Raw genomic sequence first — 18,950 nt, forward strand, 5'->3', positions numbered from 1 at the left:
GGACGCCCCCGCGACTCGGCCGGAGAGGAGCGGTGGTCTCCGGCCCGCGCAAACGAAAAGCGAGTGACACGTCAGAGTACGCGAGTCCCCGACCGAGCCGAGTGGCGGACCTCTCACCCGTCCGGCGGAAAGATGTGGCGTACGCCACTCTCCCCTCCGTCGACCACGCCCCGGCCGACCGGCCGGTTCCCGTCCCGGTCGATAATCGGGCCCGTGACCGATCTTGAGACGCGCGCGGCCCCGCCCCGCGCCGGGGCGCTGCGCCGGGCGGCCCCGGCGCTCCTCGGGTACGCGGCCGTACGCGCTCTGGGCCTGATCGTCCTGGCCCTGTGGAGCGCGGCGCGGGACAAGAGCGCGTACACGCTGCTGACGGCTCGCTGGGACGCGCTCTGGTACACCAGGGTCGCCGAACTCGGCTACGGCTACGAGGTGCGCCTGGCGAACGGGGACGTGCACTCGAACCTCGCGTTCTTCCCGCTGCTGCCCTGGCTGGAGCGGCTGGTGGCGGCGGTGTCGCCGCTGTCGTACGCGGACGGGGGGTTCGTCGTCAGCCTGTGCGCCTCCCTCGCCGCGGCCTGGGGGATCTTCGCGGTGGCGGAGCATGTGTACGGCCGCCGGGCCGGGGTGTGCGCGGTGCTGCTGTGGGCCGTCCTGCCGGTCGGGATCGTGCAGTCGATGGCGTACAGCGAGTCGCTGTTCACGGCGCTCGCCGCGTGGTCGCTGTACGCGGTCCTGACCGGCCGCTGGCCGACGGCGGGCGCGCTGGCCCTGCTGGCCGGGCTGACCCGCCCGGTGGGGGTGGCCGTGGTGGCGGCCGTGTGGGTGGCGGCGGTGGTCTCGTTCGTGCGGGAGCGGCGCGCGGCCGAGGCGGCCGGCGCGCACGGCGCGACACGCGCCGCCGGCTCGGCCGATGCCGACAACGGCGACAACGCCAGCGACAGCCCCCGGGCCCGCCGCGTCCTCGGCATGCTGCTCGCTCCCCTCGGCACCGTCGGTTACGTCCTCTGGGTCGGCCACCGCACCGGCAAGGGCCCACTCGGCTACCTCGATGTGCAGGCCGGCTGGCGCAACGGTTTCGACGGCGGTTACGCGTTCGCCCGGTTCGTCGCCGAAAAGTTCACGTCGTTCCCGTCGGCGCTCGCCGGTGCGGGGCTGATCGTCGGGGTCGCGTCAGTCATCTGGCTGTATGGGGTCGGCGTACGTCAGCGCCAGCCGCTGCCGCTGCTGGTCTACACCGGCGTCGTCACCGCGCTCGCCCTGTGCGCGTCGAGCTACTTCGGCTCGAAACCGCGCCTGCTGCTGCCCGCCTTCCCCCTGCTGCTGCCCCTCGCCCTGGCCCTGTCCCGACTGCGTATGCGCAGGTCAGCATGGGTGCTCGGGCCCGTGGCGGTCGCCTCGGCGGTGTACGGGGCGTTCTGGCTGAACGGCTCCGGTCCGCCCTGACCCGCTGTGAGCGCGGGGAGAATTCCGGCCCATGTCCGGGTGAACGAATTCAAAAGCGCAATAAAACCCGCCTCCGGAATGATCAAAGGAATTGAAGGCCACAGCGGCCGACGATTGTAGATTCGCTGGAAATAAACCTCCTCCTGAGAGGAATCCCACATCACATCGTCATCACAAAGCCGTTGATTCGCCCGGGATCAGAGCTCACTCGCTGTAACGTCGATTGGGTGCGTACCGAACCGAAGCTCACCCGTCTGGACCGGGTGTTCGCCCGGCTGGATCGTGAGCCGGAACGACCGGCCCACCTCGATGTGCCGAAGATGAGCAGGCACCGCATCGTGCTCTTCGCGGCGACCCTGGCCTTCTACGGCGCGATCGTGTGGGCCGTGGTGATCACGTCCTGGCTGGTCCGGCTCGACTGGCAGGTCATGTTCTTCCGGCCGTACCAGCAGTGGTCGGGGATCCACTGGTTCGTCGACTACTACGTGGTGCTCGGCCAGCGCGGCCCGACCGCCGTGATGGTGGCGGCCTGGCTGGGCTGGCGCTCCTGGCGGCAGCACACCCTGCGCCCGCTGCTCGCCCTCGGCGTCTCGCTGCTGCTGCTGAACGTGACGGTCGGCGCCGCCAAGTACGGCATGGGCCGCCTGGGACCGCACTACGCGACCGTGATCGGCTCGAACGAGATGTGGCGCGGCGGCGATATATTTCCGAGCGGTCACACCGCCAACGCCGTGGTGACCTGGGGAATCCTGGCCTATATGGCCTCCACCCCGAGAGCGCGCCGCTGGCTGTCCGCCGTGTCCGCGGTGACCTCGCTCGGCGTCGGGATGGCCACCGTCTACCTCGGTACGCACTGGCTGAGCGATGTGCTGCTCGGCTGGGCCGCGGGCCTGCTGATCCTGCTCGCCCTGCCGTGGTTCGAGCCGCTGATCGCCCGCTCCGAGGCCCGGATCTTCGCCCTGCGCGACCGCTGGCGGGACCGCCGGAGCCGTGCCGCGACCGCCCCGGTCGGCCCACCGCCCGTGGTGGTCACGCCGCTGCCCGCCGACCGGGACGACGTCGCGGCCCGCTCGCCCCGGGCCCCGGTCTACCTGGCCCCGGGCCCGCACACGGCCCGCTCGGAGCGCACGCCGATCACCCCGGCCGGCAGCCGCCGGCCGCCGCAGCCGGAGCGTCACCCGCGCGGCTCGACCCCTTCGGCCCGCCCCCTGACGGGCGGCTGACCACGGCGGACGACCGGGTCGGTGCGCACCCCGGCCGGACACGGCGAAGGCCCCGGTTCCCCAGCGGAACCGGGGCCTTCGCCGTGTCTCAGCCCTTCCAGGCGCGTGCCACCCGGCCGCCCTTCACCTCGAAGTTCAGCCGGCCCACGCGGTACTCCATCGTGATGATCGCCCCCGGCGGCAGCGCGCGCACCGTCGCCCAGCCGCGCTCACGCGCGAGGCGTTCGGCCCGTTCGGCCGCCAGGCCGACATAGGTGTCCGGGCTGTCGTCGGGTTCCGCGGATGGTGTCGGAATCGGTGCCATGCCGCCACGCTATGTCCTGCCCGGCGACCGGGGAAGTCCGGGCCGGTATCCCCGGTCACTGTCCGCCTCCGGTCACGCTTCTGTCACAAGATCACGACAGGTGTTTCGGGCGCTGCCGGTCACACGGACGAGCGGTTCCGTAGGCCTTCCGCAGGCATTCGATCGCAATTCCCGGGTGTCACATGAGCTCATGGAAAAGCCCGTCGGAAAGGTCCGGGAGAAGGTCCCCCGGGGCTGGGTTCCATTACGGCCGCGCACCGGGTCTGCGGGGCCGTACGCCGCACAGGAAATGCAGGGCTTCGGCGGCAGGGAGGCCGGTATGCCCCCTGTCGGAGCCCGCGGTGACGCGAGCATCATGACGTGAGCTCGCGGGTACGAGTGGCGCGGGCATCGGCGGGCCCGGTACGCGATGAGCGAAGGGGCGAGCGAGCGATGGGGACGCAGACCGTACAGGCGACGGCGCGGCCCGCGCCGAGGAAGCGGCACGGGCGGCTGGTGGTCGACTGGCTGACGACGACCGACCACAAGAAGATCGGCCACCTCTACCTGGTCACGTCGTTCATGTTCTTCCTGGTCGCCGGCGTGATGGCGCTGCTGATGCGCGCCGAACTGGCCAGGCCCGGGCTCCAGATCATCGACAACCAGCAGTTCAACCAGCTGTTCACGATGCACGGCACGATCATGCTGCTGCTGTTCGCGACACCGACCTTCGCGGGCTTCGCGAACGAGCTGATGCCGCTCCAGATCGGCGCGCCCGACGTCGCCTTCCCGCGGCTGAACATGTTCTCGTACTGGCTGTTCCTGTTCGGCGGTCTGATGGTGCTCGGCTCGCTGCTGGTGCCGACCGGGCCGCCGGACTTCGGCTGGACCGCCTACGCCCCGCTCAACAGCGCGGAGCGCACACCGGGCGTCGGGGCCGATCTGTGGATCATGGGGCTGGCGCTGTCCGGCTTCGGCACGATCCTCGGCGCGGTCAACTTCGTCACCACCATCATCGGGATGCGCGCCCCCGGCATGACGATGTTCCGGATGCCGATCTTCGTCTGGAACACGCTGTTCACGTCGATCATGATCCTGATGGCGTTCCCGGTGCTCGCGGCGGCGCTGCTGGTGCTGGAGGCGGACCGGCGGTTCGGCTCGCAGGTGTTCGACGCGGCCAACGGCGGGGCGATCCTGTGGCAGCACCTGTTCTGGTTCTTCGGCCATCCCGAGGTGTACATCATCGCGCTGCCGTTCTTCGGGCTCATCACGGAGATCATCCCGGTCTTCAGCCGCAAGCCCCTGTTCGGCTACCTGACGCTGGTCGGGGCGACGATGGCGATCACCGGCCTGTCGATGATCGTGTGGGCACACCACATGTTCGCCACCGGTGCGGTGCTGCTGCCGTTCTTCTCCTTCATGAGCTTCCTGATCGCGGTGCCGACGGGCGTGAAGATCTTCAACTGGGCCGGCACCATGCTGAAGGGCTCGCTGTCGTTCGAGACGCCGATGCTGTGGGCGACGGGCTTCCTGGTGACCTTCCTGTTCGGCGGGCTGACCGGGGTGATCCTGGCGTCGCCGCCGCTGGACTTCCACGTCACGGACACGTACTTCGTGGTCGCGCACTTCCACTACGTCGTCTTCGGCACGGTCGTCTTCGCGATCTTCGCCGGGTTCTACTTCTGGTGGCCCAAGTTCACCGGGAAGATGCTCGACGAGCGACTCGGGAAGATCCAGTTCTGGACGCTGTTCACGGGCTTCCACACCACGTTCCTGGTGCAGCACTGGCTGGGCGCCGAGGGCATGCCCCGCCGCTACGCCGACTACCTCGCGGCGGACGGCTTCACGGCGCTGAACACGGTGTCGACCATCGGCGCGTTCCTGCTCGGCGTCTCGACCCTGCCGTTCCTCTACAACGTGTGGAAGACCGCCAAGTACGGCGAGAAGGTGGAGGTCGACGACCCCTGGGGCTTCGGCCGTTCGCTGGAGTGGGCGACCTCGTGCCCGCCGCCCCGGCACAACTTCACGACCCTGCCCAAGATCCGCTCCGAGTCGCCGGCGTTCGACCTGCACCATCCGGAGTATGCGGCCGTGACTGCGCAGCCCGAGCCAAAGCGCCATCAAGCCGGTCGCGAGTCCTCCTGACCGCCTCGATCAGCCCGTCCGGCTCCAGCACCTCGAACTCGAAGCCCAGCATCACCACGTGGATGACCATCACGTCGAGGCTGCCGGCGCCGCAGCGCAGCAGGCAGGTGTCCGGTCCCTCGGCCTCCAGTACGCCGGCGGAGGGCGAGATGTGCGCGGCGGCCTCCTCCAGGGGCGCCAGGAGCCGCACGACGGCGTGGGTGGCGTACACGCGCGTGGAGACGCCCTGGGAGACGTAGGCGGCGAGGTCCTCGGCGGGCGGCTCGCGGGGCACGAAGCGCGGGCCGTGCGGCGGCCTGGGCGTGATGCGGTCCACGCGGAACGTGCGCCAGTCCTCCCGGTCGAGGTCCCAGGCGACCAGGTACCAGCGGCGCTCGGTGCACACCAGGCGGTGCGGTTCGACCGTACGGCGGGACGCGTTGCCGTCGTGGCCCTCGTACTCGAAGCGCAGCCGTTCGGCGTCCCGGCACAGGTGGGCGAGTTCGGTGAGCACGGCCGGGTCGACCGAGGAGGGCACCGGGCCGCGGAGCATGGGCACGGTGACGGCGTTGAGGGCGCCCACGCGGCGGCGCAGCCGGTGGGGCAGCACCTGTTCCAGCTTGGCGAGGGCCCGTACGGAGGTCTCGCCGATGCCCTCGATGCCCTGTCCGGCGGCCGTGCGCAGCCCGACCGCCACGGCCACGGCCTCGTCGTCGTCCAGCAGCAGCGGCGGCAGCTCGGCGCCCGCGCCCAGCTGGTAGCCGCCGCCCGTGCCGGGGCTGGCGTTGACCGGGTAGCCGAGCTCGCGCAGCCGGTCCACGTCCCGGCGCAGGGTGCGGGCGCTCACGCCGAGCCGGTCGGCCAGGTCGGCGCCGGACCACTCGCGGTGGGCCTGGAGCAGGGACAGCAGACGCAGCAGGCGTGCCGAGGTCTCCAACATGGGGCGAGTCTGCCAGCCCTTGCGGACAGCCGCTGTCCTCAAAGCTGGTAGGCCAGTTGCGGGACGGTGAAGCAGGTGCGGTTCATGTCCCCCTGGCCGACCCAGCCCTTCCCGTCCTGCCAGCGGGCCACCGACAGGCAGGTGTCGCTGGTCTTCGGCGGCTCGGGCAGCCGCGCGAACTCGACGGGGAGCAGCAGGCCGCCGGCGGTGTAGCCAGCGCTGCGGTTCATGTAAGTGTCGACGCACGCGCGCGTGATGCCGGTGCGGACGCAGGACCGCGCGGCGTCCGTGAACCAGCGGGCGGCCGCCCAGCCCTCCAGCTGCCACTGGGAGCGCGTCTTCAGGTCCTTCGTCGCCTCGCGGAACTCCCGGACGGCCGGGTGGCCGGTGTCGTCGAAGTTGCGGCTGGAGCCGGTCGCCCACAGGGCGTTGCGGCAGCGCGGGGCGTCCTTGTAGTCGGCGGGGACGGTGGACGTCCAGTTCTGCACGTTGGTCACCTTGGCGGTGACGTCGGCGCCGACCTCGTCCATGGCCTGGCACAGCCGGGCGTTGCCGTGCCCGTCGATGGCGTCGAACACCAGGTCGGCGCCCTGTTCCTTCAGGTCTGCCGCGACGGCGCGGAAGTTGGGCAGGGCGAAGTCGACCTGTTCGGTGACGACCTTGTAGCCCTCGGCGCGCAGGCCCCGTTCGACCAGCCGGGCATAGGCGGCGGACGCGGACTGGTTGTAGGAGACGACGGCCGCCGTACGGGCGCCGTGCTCACGCTTGAAGTAGCGGTAGACCTCGGTGCCGCCGTACAGGGTGCCGTCCCAGCCGGTGGTGCCGTTCCGGGGCGCGAGGCTGCCGTAGATGCCGTAGAGGTGCGGGTAGGTGTCATAGGCGGTGCCGATGGGCTGGCCGCCGATGTCGGGCACCCGCGCGCGGGAGACGCGGGAGGCGCCCGCGTAGTCCAGGGCGGTGGTGGCGACGAGGGCGACGACCTCGTCCTCCTCGACCAGCCGGTGCACGCACTCGTTGTTGCCGACGCCGCTGCCGCCGTCGTCGCACAGGCGCACCTCCACGCGGCGGCCGTCGATGCCCCCGCGCGCGTTGAGCCGGTCGAACCAGGCCTTGGCCCCGTCGCGCGGGCCGGTGAAGGCGCTGCCGCCGACCGGGCTGGTGGCGCTGGTGATGATGCCGACGCGCAGGGGCGCGGAGTCGCGGGGCGCGGGGCTGCGGTCGTCGTGCTCGAAGTCGCTCTCGGGGAGCCGGCTGCCGCAGGCCGCGCTCAGGGCGAGCAGCAGCGCCGCGGCGACGGCCTCAGCAGCCCGGGACCGGCGACGCATTGCCGCTCAGTTGCACCAGCGCGCACAGCGTCTTGGCGGACACCTTCCAGGTGCCGTCCTGCTCCACGGCCGTCCCGGAGGCGTCCGGCAGGGCGGTGGCGCCCTTCAGGGTGAGCGTGTACGTCACGTCCGCCTGGGTCGCCGAGGTGAACTCGACCTTGGTCACCTGCGCCTGGACCTGCCCGCCGCGCGCGTCACCGCTGAAGGCCTCCAGGACGGGGGCCATCCGGTCGCCGTTCTCCAGGACGGCGATCTTGTCCTGGGCGGAGGTCTTCGGGTCGAAGAACTTCTGCCAGTTCTGCTTGATCTCCGCCTCAGCTGCCGCCCGGTCCGCGGGCGCGCTGGCCGGGGCGCTCGTGGTGCGCTCCGCGGTGGGCGTGGGAGGCGTGGTGCCGTCTCCGCCGCCGTTGTCGTCGCCGCATGCCGCGAGGGCCGGGAAGAGGGCCAGTACGAGGGCGGCCGTGATCGCCGTGCCCCGTCCCGCGGTGCGCGGGCCCCCCGTCGCGTTCCCCCGCCTGAGGTCGCTGCCGAGAACCATCTGGCTCACCACCGGGTGTCGGTCCGGGCCATGTGCGCCCGGTGCTTTCAGGGTCAGCTTCCACAGGGCATAGTGCAAGCGATCGGCGGACTTGAACAGGCAGCCAGGCGCGTGCCCAGCCACGACCGACGTGTGGGAGCCAGCGATGCGGACAAGCCGACTGCGGACCGTGCATCCCGTCCTGTGGGCCGGCTGGGCCGCGCTGGCCGCCGGCGCGGTGCTGTGCGTCGTCGGCTGGTACGGCGTCTCCGGCGAGCGCTACGCCGAACGGCAGCTGCCCTACCTGGCCTCCTGCACGGTCCCGGGCGCCGCGCTGATCATCGCCGGGGCGGTGCTGCTGGCCCACGGGAGGGGCTCGGTCGCCGCCGCGCGCGTGGAGGAGCTGTACGGCCTGCTGGTGGCGGCCGAGCCCGACGACGCCCGGGCGGGCGACGAGACCGGGCAGGCCGCCCTCGCGCCGCTCGCGGTCAGCGGGGAGCTGCTGATGGTCCCGGGCGGGACGCTGTGGCACCGGGCGGACTGCCCACTGGTCGCGGGGAAGGCGGAGGCCGTTCCGGTGGACTCCAAGCTGGTGGCGAGCGGTGAGCTGGGCCCCTGCCCGATCTGCGAGCCGGCCGAAGAAACCGACTGATGTCCTCGCTCACGTACGACCTCACCCTCGCGGGCCTCTCGGTCGGCAGCGCGGCGGCGCTGACCGGAATCGGCCTGATCGTGACGTACCGCGCGACCGGAGTGCTGAACTTCGCGCACGGGGCGATCGCGATGGTGTGCGCGTACGCGCTGCGGCAGTGCGTGGTCGAGTGGGGCTGGCCGCTGTGGCTCGGGGCCGTGGTGACGCTGCTGGTGCTGGCGCCGGGGCTGGGTGTCGTTCTGGAGCGGTTCGTCTTCCGGCCCCTGGCGGTCCTCGGCGGCGATCCGGCGCAGACGCTGGTGGCGTCCATCGGGGTGTTCGTGCTGCTGGTGGGCGGGGCGGCGCTGCTGTGGGGGCAGGGGGCGCGGGACGACGCGCCGGAGCTGGTGCCGGACGAGCCGTGGGGGCAGCTGGCGGTGGTGCTGGTGCTGGCCGCCGGGGTCGCGGCGGTGGTGCGCTGGACGCGGTTCGGGCGGGAGCTGCGGGCCGTGGTCGACGACCGGCAGCTCGCCGTGCTGGGCGGCATCGACGCGGACCGGGTCGCGGCGGCGGGCTGGGCGTTCGGCTCGTTCACGGCGGGCCTGACCGGCGTGCTCCTGGCGCCGTACGTGCGGCTGGACCCGTACGGGCTGCCACTGCTCGTGATGGAGGTCGTGGCGGTCGCGGTGGCCGCGCGGATGCGGAGTCTGCCGGTCGCGGTGGTGGTGGCGCTGGGCATCGGGGTGGCGCAGAGCCAGCTGACGCGGCTGCACCCGTCCGGGTGGGCCGAGCCGCTGCTCCAGGCGGCCGGCACGAACCTGTTCGTCGTCGCGCTGCTGGTCGCGGCGCTGGTGCTGCCGGGCGTCGGCGCCCGCGACGCGCTGCCGCGCACGGCGACCGCCCGGGTGCCGACACCGCCCGGCGCGTGGCTCGTGGCGGGCGTGCTGTTCCTGCTCCCGCTGGGCCTCGCCGGCCAGGACCTGCACACGTCGGTGCAGGTCCCGGCGCTGGCCGTGATCCTGCTGTCCCTGGTGGTGGTCACCGGCCGCGGCGGCCAGATCTCGCTGGGGCAGGCGGCCTACGCGGGGCTCGGCGCCCTGTTCACGGCGCTGCTGGCGACCGGCCGTTTCCCGGGCCTGCCCGCCCTGCCGGAGCTGGCGGCCCTCGCGGTGGCGGTCGTCCTGGTGGCGCCGCTCGGCCTGGTCACCGGCTGGCCGGCGATCGGCCGCCGCGGCCTGGCGCTGGCGCTGGCGACGTTCGCGATCGGCGTGGGCGTGAGCCGCTTCGTCTTCGCCCAGCCGTACGCCACGGCGGGCCTGTCCCTGGGCCGCCCGGCGGGCTTCGACGGGGACCGGGCGTACTACGTCCTGGAGCTGGTCCTGCTGGCGGCCGCGCTGCTGGCGGCGCACGCGCTGCGCCGGGGGCGGACGGGCCGGGCGCTGGCGGCCATGCGGGACCACGAGGCGGGCGCGCAGGCGGCGGGCGTCCGGGTGCCGTCCCTCAAGCTGCGCGCCTTCGTCGCGGGCGCCGCGCTCGCCGCGCTGGGCGGCGGCATGCTCGGCATGGGCCTGCGCGCCTTCGACGCCGCCGCCTACGACCCGGTGCGCGGCCTGCTGTGGTTCGCCGCGGTGGTGGTGCTGGGCGCCGACAGCACGCTCGGCGCCCTCGCCGCCGCGGCCCTCCTGGTCGGCCTGGACGCGGGGACGCGCGGGGGCGTGGCGGCGGCCCTGATCGGCGTCCTGGCGATCCTGGTGGGCCGCTTCCCCGGCGGCCCGTACGAGGCTCTGCGCACGGCGGCGGAACGCCTGCGCCTGCGCCGCACACCGGCCCTGACGGCCGTGGGCGCCCGGGCCCGGGGGAAACTGCGCCCGGCCGAGCCGCGGACGGCCAGGGCGGCGCCGGTGCCGGTGGGGGCGACAGCCACGGGTGCCGGGACGTTCCGCACCGGCGGCCGGCCACCGGCCTCCCCGGCCCCCCGCACACCGCCCGCCCCCGCCACTCCCCTCCTCACCGCCCGCGGGCTCCACGCCCGCTACGGCGGCTTCACCGCCCTCGACGGAGTCGACCTGGACCTCTCCCCCGGGCGGATTACGGCGGTCGTGGGCCCCAACGGGGCCGGGAAGAGCACCCTGTTCCACTGTCTGGCCGGGACACTGCGCCCGGCACGCGGCACCGTGCGGCTCGGCGGGCGGGACATCACCGCACTGCCCGCCCACGCCCGCACCCGCCTCGGTGTCGCGCGGACCTTCCAGCAACTGGCCGTCTTCCCCTCGCTGACCGTCGCCGACAACGTCCGGGTCGGTGCCGAGCAGGGCCGGGTGGCCGATCCGGGCGCCGTGGAGCGGACGCTCCGGCTGCTGGGGCTGGACGGGCCGGTACGGGCGCTGCCCGCCGCCGGGCTGCCCACGGGCACGCTGCGCCGAGTCGAACTGGCCCGGGTCCTCGCCGGCGGCCCCCGCGTACTGCTCCTCGACGAGCCCGCCGCCGGGCTCGACACCGCCGAAGTGGCCGCCCTGGCCCGGGTCCTGAAGGCCCTGGCCGCCGACGGCACGGCCCTGCTCGTCGTCGAGCACGACCTGGACCTGGTCGCCGGCCTCGCCGACGTCGTGCACGTGATGACCGCGGGCCGGATCGTCGCCTCGGGTCCGCCCGAGCGGGTCCTGGATGCTCTGGGGACGGCGGCCGGCCCATGACGACCGTCTCCCTGCGCCACGCGCGCGTGCGCTACGGCCCCCTGGAGGCCCTGCACGGCGTCACCCTCGCCGCCCCCGGCCCGGGCCTCACCGTGCTGCTGGGCCGCAACGGCTCCGGCCGAACGACCGCCCTGCGCGCACTGGCCGGCACGGTCCCCCTCTCCGGCGGCGCGGTCGTGTGGGACGGGGCCGACGTGACCCGGGTACCGGCGTACGCGCGGGCCCGGCGCGGGATGTGCCTGGTCCCGGAGCGCCAGGCGGTGTTCGGCTCGCTCACCGTGCGGGAGAACCTCGAACTCTCCGCCCCGGACCCCGAAGCGGCCCTGGAGGCCTATCCGCAGCTGCGGCCCCTGCTGGAGCGGCGCGCCGGCACCCTGTCCGGCGGGGAGCAGCGCATGCTCGCCCTGTCCCGGGCGCTGCGGGCACGCGCGCGCGTGGTGCTCGTCGACGAGCCCGCCCAGGGCATGTCGCCCGCGGTCGCGGCCCGCACGTACGAGCTGCTGGGCGGGCTGGACGCGTGCGTGGTGGTCGCCGAGCAGCGGCTGCCGCCCGCCCTGCGGGACCGGACCGTCCTGGTGTACGAACTGCGGCGTGGAGCCGTCGTGTTCGCCGGAGAGGCGAGCGAGCTCCCGCGCTGACCCGGACGCCGAGGCCCCGTCCGGTCGGCCGACCGGACGGGGCCCGTGTCCCGGCGAGGGGCGCGGCGGCTCAGATGTCGAGGCGCAGGCCGGGCACGATCACATCGGGGTCACCGCCGATGGCGGCCTTGTTGGCGGCGTAGAGGCGCTGCCAGGCGGTCCCGTGCCGGGCGGCGACGGTGCTGAGGGTGTCGCCCTCGCGGACGGTGTAGTCGCCGCGGGACGAGCCGCGGTCCGCGTGTTCGGTGGAACGCGCCGGCGCCTTCGAGGGCTTCGCGGACTCGGCGGTGTTCACCGGGTCGGCGGCGGGTGCGCCACCGCTCGCCCCGGCGCGTGCCGAGCAGGTCGGCCAGGCGCCCCATCCCTGGGCGCGCTGGACCTTGGTGGCGACGGCGATCTGCTCGGACCTGCTCGCCCGGTCGGCGGTGGGAGCGTACGCCGTGCCGCCATAGGCGCGCCAGGTGGAGGCGGCGAACTGGAGTCCGCCGTAGTAGCCGTTGCCGGTGTTGATGTGCCAGTTGCCGCCGCTCTCGCACTGGGCGATGCGGTCCCACACTCCGCTGTCAGCCGCCGCGGCGTTTCCGGTCGCGGCCAGCAGTCCCAGGGGCGCGAGCAGTGCCGCCCCGGCGAGGACCGCCGTCGTACGAACCTGGTTCTTCCGAGCGTTGTGGCGAGTGGTATCGGCACATTCGGACATGTAGTTCCCTCTCGAAACACCCGGGATCCCCCAAGGCGGAACGCCACTCCCGCGCCATGGGGCGCGTGGGTCGCGCTCGCCCCGTCCACCGGTGTGGTGCTGCGCCCGGTTCCGGAGAACCGTGCGGCCGGCGGACGTACCCGAGCGGTGCTCGTTGCACACGGCCGAGGAATCTAAGGAGGTTGACGGTCCGGCATCAACCAGTCGCCCGTCCTGGCAGGCCAGTTCACCGATACCTCGGGTAACGGCGATTTCCGGACACCCACTTCATTCGCGGATTTCCGGATTTGTCGACCAACCCGCCCGATGGCCTGTGACCCAGTTCACCACCTCAACGCCCCCTGCAGAGCGCCTACTTGACGCTGAGTGCGGGATTCCGGACCGAGCGTGACGCTGTGCGCTGGATGGTTCGATTCCGTTCGCTCTGGGGCGTGACTCCCGCCACAGAGCGCCCGTTGTCATCTTCATGAGCCGGGACCTACCCGGACCACGGGCCGGGAGCCACCCGGCCCCGCCCCGCACCGCATCCCCGAGGGAGCCACCCGTGCCGCGCATGCTCGACGTCAGCGACGAGGTACGCGCCGAGATCGGCGACGAAGAAGCCGACCGCCTGCTCGCCGGAGAGACCGCCCCGGGCAGTTACGACTGCACGTCCTGCCGCACCCCGGGCGACTCCGAGCAGGAGCGGACCAGCACCGTCCTGTTCATCGGGGACGAGACCGCCGTCCTCGCCTTCGCCCACGCCGGCTGCCTGCCCTCGCAGGTCGTCCAGGTCACCGAGGAGCAGCTCCAGGGCGCCGTGAAGTCCATCACCGGCGACACCGTCGACCTGGAGCCCGACAAGGTGGTGCCCGAGCAGGCGGTGCTCGGCGTGACCAGCGGGCTGGTCCTGATCGGCGGGGAGTTGCACCCCGCCCTGGTGGTGGAGCCGACCGCGCCCATCGCCCGGCCCGGCACGACCGGTGCCGCCGGCGACGACTTCCTGCCGCTGCTCATCGAGCAGGGCTTCATGCCGCTGGCCGAGCTGTCCGCCGTACCGCCGGTGCTGCACGGCTGGTCGGTGCTGCTCGCCGTGGGCCGGCTGCACGCGGTGCTCCAGCCGGGCAGCAACGGCGGCCAGCCGGTGGCCTGGTGGCAGGCGCACCAGCCGCTCCAGGTCACCGAGGGCTGGCGCGCGGCCGCCAACAAGCACCAGCAGGTGCTGATGTTCGCCGCGCCGGTCGGCTCGATCGGCCGCCAGCCGCGCGAGGACCTGCTGCGGGACGCGCTGGACAAGGCGGCGGCGAACGGACAGCTGGTCGGCGCCGCGCTGCCGCTGGCCGGCACCTGACCCGCGTGTCACCCGAGCGGGCCGTACCCCCGCGAAAGCCGTAACCGGGGCCGCATCCCTTGACCCGCGGGGTCGTTTGGACATACGTGCACGCATACGACGTTCCCCGCCGCCAGTCCTTCTCGTCGATCCCCTCCGCGCGGTCGGCTCAGGACTCCCAGGGCGGCCCATCGGCCACGCCGATCTACGACGCGCTCTACGCCGAGTACGTCAAGTCCTTCCGCGCACTGCCCGGCGACCGCAGCGGCGAGGAGAAGCTGGGCTTCACCGCCTTCGGGAACATTCCGCACAGTACGGGCTCGTACAGCAGTTCACACGGCAGCTCGTACAGTGCCTACAGCGCGGGGGCCCAGAGCGCCCGCCACGCCGCCGGACAGCAGCCGCAGTGGCAGCGTGTCGGCACCATCGGCTCGCACGGCGGCACCGGGATGCACCACGTGCCGGCCGCGCTGCCGCCGGGACGGCGCAGCGGCGTCTGAGCGAGCACCGCACAGTGGAAGGGGCGGCCCCCGGCGGGGGCCGCCCCTTCCACTGTCTGCTTCGCTACTTCTTCCTGCCGCGCTTCTCGCGCACCCGCACCGAGATGTGGACCGGCGTCCCCTCGAAGCCGAACTCCTCGCGCAGGCGGCGCTCGATGAAGCGCCGGTAGCCCGCCTCGATGAACCCGGAGGCGAAGAGCACGAACCGCGGCGGCTTGGTGCCCGCCTGGGTGCCGAACAGGATGCGCGGCTGCTTGCCGCCCCGGACGGGGTGCGGGTGGGCGGCGACCAGTTCGCCGAGGAACGCGTTCAGCCGACCCGTCGGGACCCGGGTCTCCCAGCCCGCCAGGGCCGTCTCGATCGCCGGGACCAGCTTCTCCATGTGCCGCCCGGTGCGCGCCGAGACGTTCACCCGGGGCGCCCACGCCACCTGGCCGAGCTCGGTCTCGATCTCCCGCTCCAGGTAGTAGCGGCGCTCCTCGTCGAGGGTGTCCCACTTGTTGAACGCCAGGACGATGGCGCGGCCCGCCTCGACGGCCATGGTGACGATGCGCTGGTCCTGCACCGAGATGGACTCGGAAGCGTCGATGAGGATGACGGCGACCTCCGCCTTCTCGACGGCGGCGGCCGTGCGCAGCGAGGCGTAGTAGTCGGCGCCCTGCTGGAGGTGGACGCGCTTGCGGATGCCCGCCGTGTCGACGAACTTCCAGGTGACGCCGCCGAGTTCGATCAGCTCGTCGACCGGGTCGCGGGTGGTGCCCGCCAGTTCGTTGACGACGACGCGCTCCTCGCCCGCGACCTTGTTCAGCAGGGAGGACTTGCCGACGTTCGGGCGGCCGATCAGGGCGATGCGGCGCGGGCCGCCGATGCCGCCCCCGCCGAACGTCTCGCGCGGCGCCTCCGGCAGCACCTCCAGGACCTGGTCGAGCATGTCGCCGGTGCCGCGGCCGTGCAGCGCGGAGACCGGGTGCGGCTCTCCCAGCCCCAGCGACCACAGGTACGCCGCGTCGGCCTCGCCGCTCGGGCCGTCCACCTTGTTGGCGCACAGCACGACCGGCTTGCCGGCCTTGCGCAGCAGCCGGACGACGGCCTCGTCGGTGTCGGTGGCGCCGACCTTGGCGTCGACGACGAAGACCACCGCGTCGGCGGCCTCGATCGCGTACTCGGCCTGGGCGGCCACGGAGGCGTCGATGCCGAGGACGTCCTGCTCCCAGCCGCCGGTGTCGACGACCTTGAAGCGGCGGCCCGCCCACTCGGCCTCGTACGTCACGCGGTCGCGGGTGACGCCCGGCTTGTCCTCGACGACGGCCTCGCGGCGCCCGATGATCCGGTTCACCAGAGTCGACTTGCCGACATTGGGACGGCCGACGACGGCGAGCACCGGCAGCGGACCATGACCCGCCGCCTCGATCGCGCCCTCGACGTCCTCGAGGTCGAAGCCCTCCTCCGCGGCGAGCTCCATGAACTCCGCGTACTCGGCGTCGCCGAGCGCCCCGTGGTCGTGCTCGTGCGCGCCCTCGTACGCGTCCGAGCCGTCGGGCTGGATGTGGTCGTTCATGAAGTCCGTACCTCGTTCATCGTGGTGGTCGGTGGAGTACCCGCTGGTGTCCGGGCTGATCCACTACTCAGTGTCGCCTAGCGCCTGGTGAGGCGCCTGGCGTTTTCCAGGTGGGCGGCGAGCTGCTTCTGGATGCGCCCGGTGGCCTCGTCCAGCGCCTTGCGCGTACGGCGCCCGCTGCCGTCGCCCGCGTCGAAGGGCTCGCCGAAGACGACGTCGACACGGGACCGCAGCGGAGGCAGCCCCTTTATCAACCGTCCCGGCCGGTCGGAACTTCCCAGCACCGCGACCGGCACGATCGGGGCGCCGCTGCGCACCGCGAAGTAGGCGAGCCCGGCGCGCAGCGAGGCGAAGTCGCCCTCGCCCCGGGTGCCCTCCGGGAAGATGCCGAGCACGCCGCCGTTGTCCAGGACGCCGAGCGCCCGGGTGATCGCCGTGCGGTCGGTGGTGTCGCGGTCCACCTTCAGCTGGCCGATGCCGGTCAGGAACGGGTCGAGCGGGCCGACGAACGCCTCCTTCTTGATCAGGAAGTGCGTCGGCCGGGGCGCCACGCCCATGACCATCGGGCCGTCGATGGCGTGGGAGTGGTTGACGGCGAAGATCACCGGGCCGGTCGTGGGCACCCGCCAGGCGCCGAGCACGCGCGGCTTCCACAGCCCGTACATCAGGCCGACGCCGATGCGCCGCCCGACCTCGGCGCCCCGCACCGAAGGCAGTTCGGTCACTTTCCGGCCCGCTTCTCCTCGACGAGGGTGACGACGCACTCGATGACCTGGGCCAGCGTCAGCTCGGTGGTGTCCACCTCGACCGCGTCGTCCGCCTTGGCGAGCGGCGAGGTCTTGCGGCTGGAGTCGGCCGCGTCCCGCTTGATCAGGGCCTCCCGGGTGGAGTGCACGTCGGCGCCCTTCAGCTCACCGCTGCGGCGGGCGGCGCGGGCCTCCGCGGAGGCGGTGAGGAAGATCTTCAGGTCGGCGTCGGGCAGCACGGTCGTGCCGATGTCACGTCCCTCGACCACGATGCCGTCGGCCGCGGAGGCGGCGATCGAGCGCTGGAGCTCGGTGATCCGGGCCCGCACCTCGGGCACCGCGCTGACCGCGCTGACCTTGGAGGTGACCTCCTGGGTGCGGATCGGGCCGGCCACGTCGACGCCGTCGACGGTGATGGTGGGGCCCTGCGGGTCCGTCCCGGAGACGATCTCGGGCTTGCCGGCCGCGGCCGCGATCGCCGCCGGGTCCTCGATGTCGATGCCGTTGTTCACCATCCACCAGGTGATCGCCCGGTACTGGGCGCCGGTGTCCAGGTAGCTCAGCCCGAGCTGCGCCGCCACGGCCTTCGAGGTGCTCGACTTGCCCGTGCCGGACGGGCCGTCGATGGCGACAATCACTGGCGTGGCGCTTTCCACAGTGGGGACCTTCCTGGACCGGGCTGGCGGGGATGAGGGCGCGACTGCCCCGCACAAGGTTACTGGGTTCGTGTCACTCATCTGGCACAGCGGGGACCAGCCCCCTCCAGCCCACCCACGGCACCACGCGAGCTACTGCCGGATCGCCCAGCCCCGCTCCCGCAGCGCGGCGGACAGCACAGGCGCCGCCTTCGGCTCCACCATCAACTGCACCAGACCGGCCTGCTGCCCCGTCGCGTGCTCGATCCGCACGTCCTCGATGTTGACGCCCGCCCTGCCCGCGTCCGCGAAGATCCGGGCCAGCTGCCCCGGCTGGTCGTCGATGAGCACGGCCACGACCTCGTAGGCCCGCGGCGCGGACCCGTGCTTGCCGGGGACGCGGACCTGTCCGGCGTTGCCGCGCCGCAGGACGTCCTCGATGCCGGTGGTGCCCTCACGGCGCTTGTGGTCGTCGGAGGACTCCAGCGCGCGCAGGGCCCGCACGGTCTCCTCCAGGTCGGCGGCGACGTCCGTGAGCAGGTCGGCGACCGGCCCGGGGTTCGCGGAGAGGATGTCGATCCACATCCTGGGGTCGGAGGCGGCGATCCGGGTGACGTCCCGGATGCCCTGCCCGCACAGCCGAACGGCGGACTCCTCGGCGTGCTCCAGGCGCGCGGCGACCAGGCTGGAGACCAGGTGGGGCATGTGGGAGACGAGGGCGACGGCACGGTCGTGGGCGTCGGCGTCCATCACGACCGGCACGGCACGGCAGTGCGAGACCAGCTCCAGGGCGAGGTTCAGCACCTCGGTGTCGGTGTCCCGGGTCGGGGTCAGCACCCAGGGGCGGCCCTCGAAGAGGTCGCCGGTCGCGGCCAGCGGGCCGGACTTCTCGCGGCCCGACATGGGGTGCGTGCCGATGTAGGGCGCCAGGTCCAGGCCGCGTGCCTCCAGCTCGCGGCGCGGCCCGCCCTTGACGCTGGCGACGTCGAGGTAGCCGCGCGCCAGGCCGCGGCCCATGGCGTCGGCGAGCACGTCGGCCACGTGCGCGGGCGGGGCGGCCACGATCGAGAGGTCGACGGGCCCGTCCGGCGCCTCGTCCGTGCCGGCGCCCAGCGCGGCCGCCGTACGGGCCTGCTCGGGGTCGGGGTCGGCGAGGTGCACGGTGACACCCCGCTGGGACAGGGCGAGGGCGGCGGACGTGCCGATCAGCCCGGTGCCGATGACGAGTGCGGTCCTCACTGGGCGATGTCCTTGCGCAGGGCGCCCGCGGCGCCGAGGTAGACGTGGGCGATGTCGGCGCGGGGCCGGTCGGACTCGATGTGCGCGAGGACCCGGACGACGCGCGGCATGGCGCCCTCGATGTCGAGTTCCTGGGCGCAGATCAGCGGGACGTCGACGATGCCGAGCTTGCGGGCGGCGGCGGCCGGGAAGTCGCTGTGCAGGTCGGGCGTGGCCGTGAACCAGATGCTGATCAGGTCGTCGGCGGTGAGGTCGTTGCGCTCCAGGATGGCCGTGAGCAGGGCTCCGACCTGCTCGTCCATGTGCCCGGCCTCGTCCCGTTCGAGTTGGACGGCCCCCCGGACCGCTCGTACCGCCACGGCGCTGCTCCTTGCTGATGTGCGGGTCGCTCTGCGTCCGTCCAGCCTAGTCAGCCCGCGCGGCCCGGGGGCGCGGCGCCCGCCGGGTGA

Annotated in this window: 17 protein-coding genes and 1 pseudogene; 8 read left to right on the plus strand and 10 right to left on the minus strand. The window is 73.1% G+C overall.

Translation table 11 applies throughout. The features are described from left to right. Positions 1 to 213: 213 nt before the first annotated feature. The gene (locus IE255_RS22795) at positions 214 to 1,443 is read left to right on the plus strand and encodes a putative hexosyltransferase (RefSeq protein ID WP_190052209.1); all 1,230 of its coding nucleotides are present in this window, start codon (positions 214 to 216) and stop codon (positions 1,441 to 1,443) included. A 227-nt stretch (positions 1,444 to 1,670) separates the two neighbouring features. Beyond that, positions 1,671 to 2,666: a phosphatase PAP2 family protein gene (locus IE255_RS22800; RefSeq protein ID WP_190052210.1), complete on the plus strand. Its 996-nt coding sequence runs from the start codon at positions 1,671 to 1,673 to the stop codon at positions 2,664 to 2,666. An 88-nt stretch (positions 2,667 to 2,754) separates the two neighbouring features. On the opposite strand, the gene IE255_RS22805 is transcribed toward IE255_RS22800, so the two are convergent. Continuing rightward, on the minus strand, positions 2,755 to 2,970 hold the full coding sequence (locus IE255_RS22805) for an I78 family peptidase inhibitor (protein ID WP_190052211.1): 216 nt from the start codon (positions 2,968 to 2,970) through the stop codon (positions 2,755 to 2,757). Positions 2,971 to 3,402: 432 nt separating this feature from the next. Here IE255_RS22805 and ctaD point away from each other — a divergent pair. Further along, positions 3,403 to 4,974: pseudogene (gene ctaD, locus IE255_RS22810) on the plus strand (aa3-type cytochrome oxidase subunit I); the annotation flags it as partial. Here ctaD and IE255_RS22815 read toward each other — a convergent pair. Genes IE255_RS22815 through IE255_RS22825 form a run of 3 tightly spaced genes read right to left on the minus strand, consistent with a single transcriptional unit; the run spans position 4,973 to position 7,876 of the window. Then, the gene (locus tag IE255_RS22815) at positions 4,973 to 6,013 is read right to left on the minus strand and encodes a helix-turn-helix transcriptional regulator (RefSeq protein ID WP_190052212.1); all 1,041 of its coding nucleotides are present in this window, start codon (positions 6,011 to 6,013) and stop codon (positions 4,973 to 4,975) included. The pseudogene ctaD and the gene IE255_RS22815 overlap by 2 nt on opposite strands. A 38-nt stretch (positions 6,014 to 6,051) precedes the next feature. Beyond that, positions 6,052 to 7,338 (minus strand): ABC transporter substrate-binding protein, encoded by a 1,287-nt coding sequence (locus IE255_RS22820; RefSeq protein ID WP_190052213.1) that lies wholly within the window; start codon positions 7,336 to 7,338, stop codon positions 6,052 to 6,054. After that, positions 7,313 to 7,876: an MTB12 C-terminal domain-containing protein gene (locus tag IE255_RS22825; RefSeq protein ID WP_190052214.1), complete on the minus strand. Its 564-nt coding sequence runs from the start codon at positions 7,874 to 7,876 to the stop codon at positions 7,313 to 7,315. Before IE255_RS22825 ends, IE255_RS22820 begins: the two co-directional genes overlap by 26 nt. A gap of 145 nt (positions 7,877 to 8,021) precedes the next feature. Here IE255_RS22825 and IE255_RS22830 point away from each other — a divergent pair, with 145 nt between their 5' ends. Genes IE255_RS22830 through IE255_RS22840 form a run of 3 tightly spaced genes read left to right on the plus strand, consistent with a single transcriptional unit; the run spans position 8,022 to position 11,817 of the window. After that, positions 8,022 to 8,507 carry a hypothetical protein gene (locus IE255_RS22830; protein ID WP_190052215.1) on the plus strand — a complete coding sequence of 162 codons (486 nt, stop codon included), beginning with the start codon at positions 8,022 to 8,024 and terminating at the stop codon, positions 8,505 to 8,507. Continuing rightward, positions 8,507 to 11,179: a branched-chain amino acid ABC transporter permease/ATP-binding protein gene (locus IE255_RS22835; protein ID WP_190052216.1), complete on the plus strand. Its 2,673-nt coding sequence runs from the start codon at positions 8,507 to 8,509 to the stop codon at positions 11,177 to 11,179. The genes IE255_RS22830 and IE255_RS22835 overlap by 1 nt, the downstream gene beginning before the upstream one ends. Continuing rightward, complete coding sequence (locus IE255_RS22840; protein ID WP_190052217.1) at positions 11,176 to 11,817, plus strand: ABC transporter ATP-binding protein; 642 nt, start codon at positions 11,176 to 11,178, stop codon at positions 11,815 to 11,817. Before IE255_RS22835 ends, IE255_RS22840 begins: the two co-directional genes overlap by 4 nt. A 70-nt stretch (positions 11,818 to 11,887) precedes the next feature. Here the strand turns inward: IE255_RS22840 and IE255_RS22845 are convergent, their stop codons facing one another. Then, positions 11,888 to 12,514 carry a LysM peptidoglycan-binding domain-containing protein gene (locus tag IE255_RS22845; RefSeq protein ID WP_190052218.1) on the minus strand — a complete coding sequence of 209 codons (627 nt, stop codon included), beginning with the start codon at positions 12,512 to 12,514 and terminating at the stop codon, positions 11,888 to 11,890. Positions 12,515 to 13,058: 544 nt separating this feature from the next. On the opposite strand from IE255_RS22845, the gene IE255_RS22850 reads away from it, so the two are divergent. Both IE255_RS22850 and IE255_RS22855 read left to right on the plus strand, forming a co-directional pair. Then, complete coding sequence (locus IE255_RS22850; protein WP_190052219.1) at positions 13,059 to 13,844, plus strand: DUF8842 C-terminal domain-containing protein; 786 nt, start codon at positions 13,059 to 13,061, stop codon at positions 13,842 to 13,844. Positions 13,845 to 13,930: 86 nt separating this feature from the next. Next, positions 13,931 to 14,323, plus strand: a complete 393-nt coding sequence (locus tag IE255_RS22855) for a hypothetical protein (protein WP_190052220.1) — start codon at positions 13,931 to 13,933, stop codon at positions 14,321 to 14,323. Positions 14,324 to 14,387: 64 nt separating this feature from the next. On the opposite strand, the gene der is transcribed toward IE255_RS22855, so the two are convergent. The 5 genes from der to aroH form a co-directional block, all read right to left on the minus strand. Beyond that, positions 14,388 to 15,881 carry a ribosome biogenesis GTPase Der gene (gene der / locus IE255_RS22860; RefSeq protein ID WP_190052221.1) on the minus strand — a complete coding sequence of 498 codons (1,494 nt, stop codon included), beginning with the start codon at positions 15,879 to 15,881 and terminating at the stop codon, positions 14,388 to 14,390. Between the two features lie 77 nt (positions 15,882 to 15,958). Next, on the minus strand, positions 15,959 to 16,606 hold the full coding sequence (locus IE255_RS22865; RefSeq protein WP_190052222.1) for a lysophospholipid acyltransferase family protein: 648 nt from the start codon (positions 16,604 to 16,606) through the stop codon (positions 15,959 to 15,961). Next, complete coding sequence (cmk, locus tag IE255_RS22870; protein ID WP_372487588.1) at positions 16,603 to 17,265, minus strand: (d)CMP kinase; 663 nt, start codon at positions 17,263 to 17,265, stop codon at positions 16,603 to 16,605. Before cmk ends, IE255_RS22865 begins: the two co-directional genes overlap by 4 nt. A gap of 150 nt (positions 17,266 to 17,415) precedes the next feature. Next, a complete protein-coding gene (locus tag IE255_RS22875; protein ID WP_190052224.1) occupies positions 17,416 to 18,501 on the minus strand; it encodes a prephenate dehydrogenase in 1,086 nt (361 codons plus the stop codon). Beyond that, complete coding sequence (aroH, locus tag IE255_RS22880) at positions 18,498 to 18,860, minus strand: chorismate mutase (RefSeq protein WP_190052225.1); 363 nt, start codon at positions 18,858 to 18,860, stop codon at positions 18,498 to 18,500. The genes IE255_RS22875 and aroH overlap by 4 nt, the downstream gene beginning before the upstream one ends. Positions 18,861 to 18,950: the final 90 nt, after the last annotated feature.

The sequence above is a fragment of the Streptomyces lomondensis genome (genome assembly GCF_014651035.1).
GTDB lineage: Bacteria > Actinomycetota > Actinomycetes > Streptomycetales > Streptomycetaceae > Streptomyces > Streptomyces lomondensis.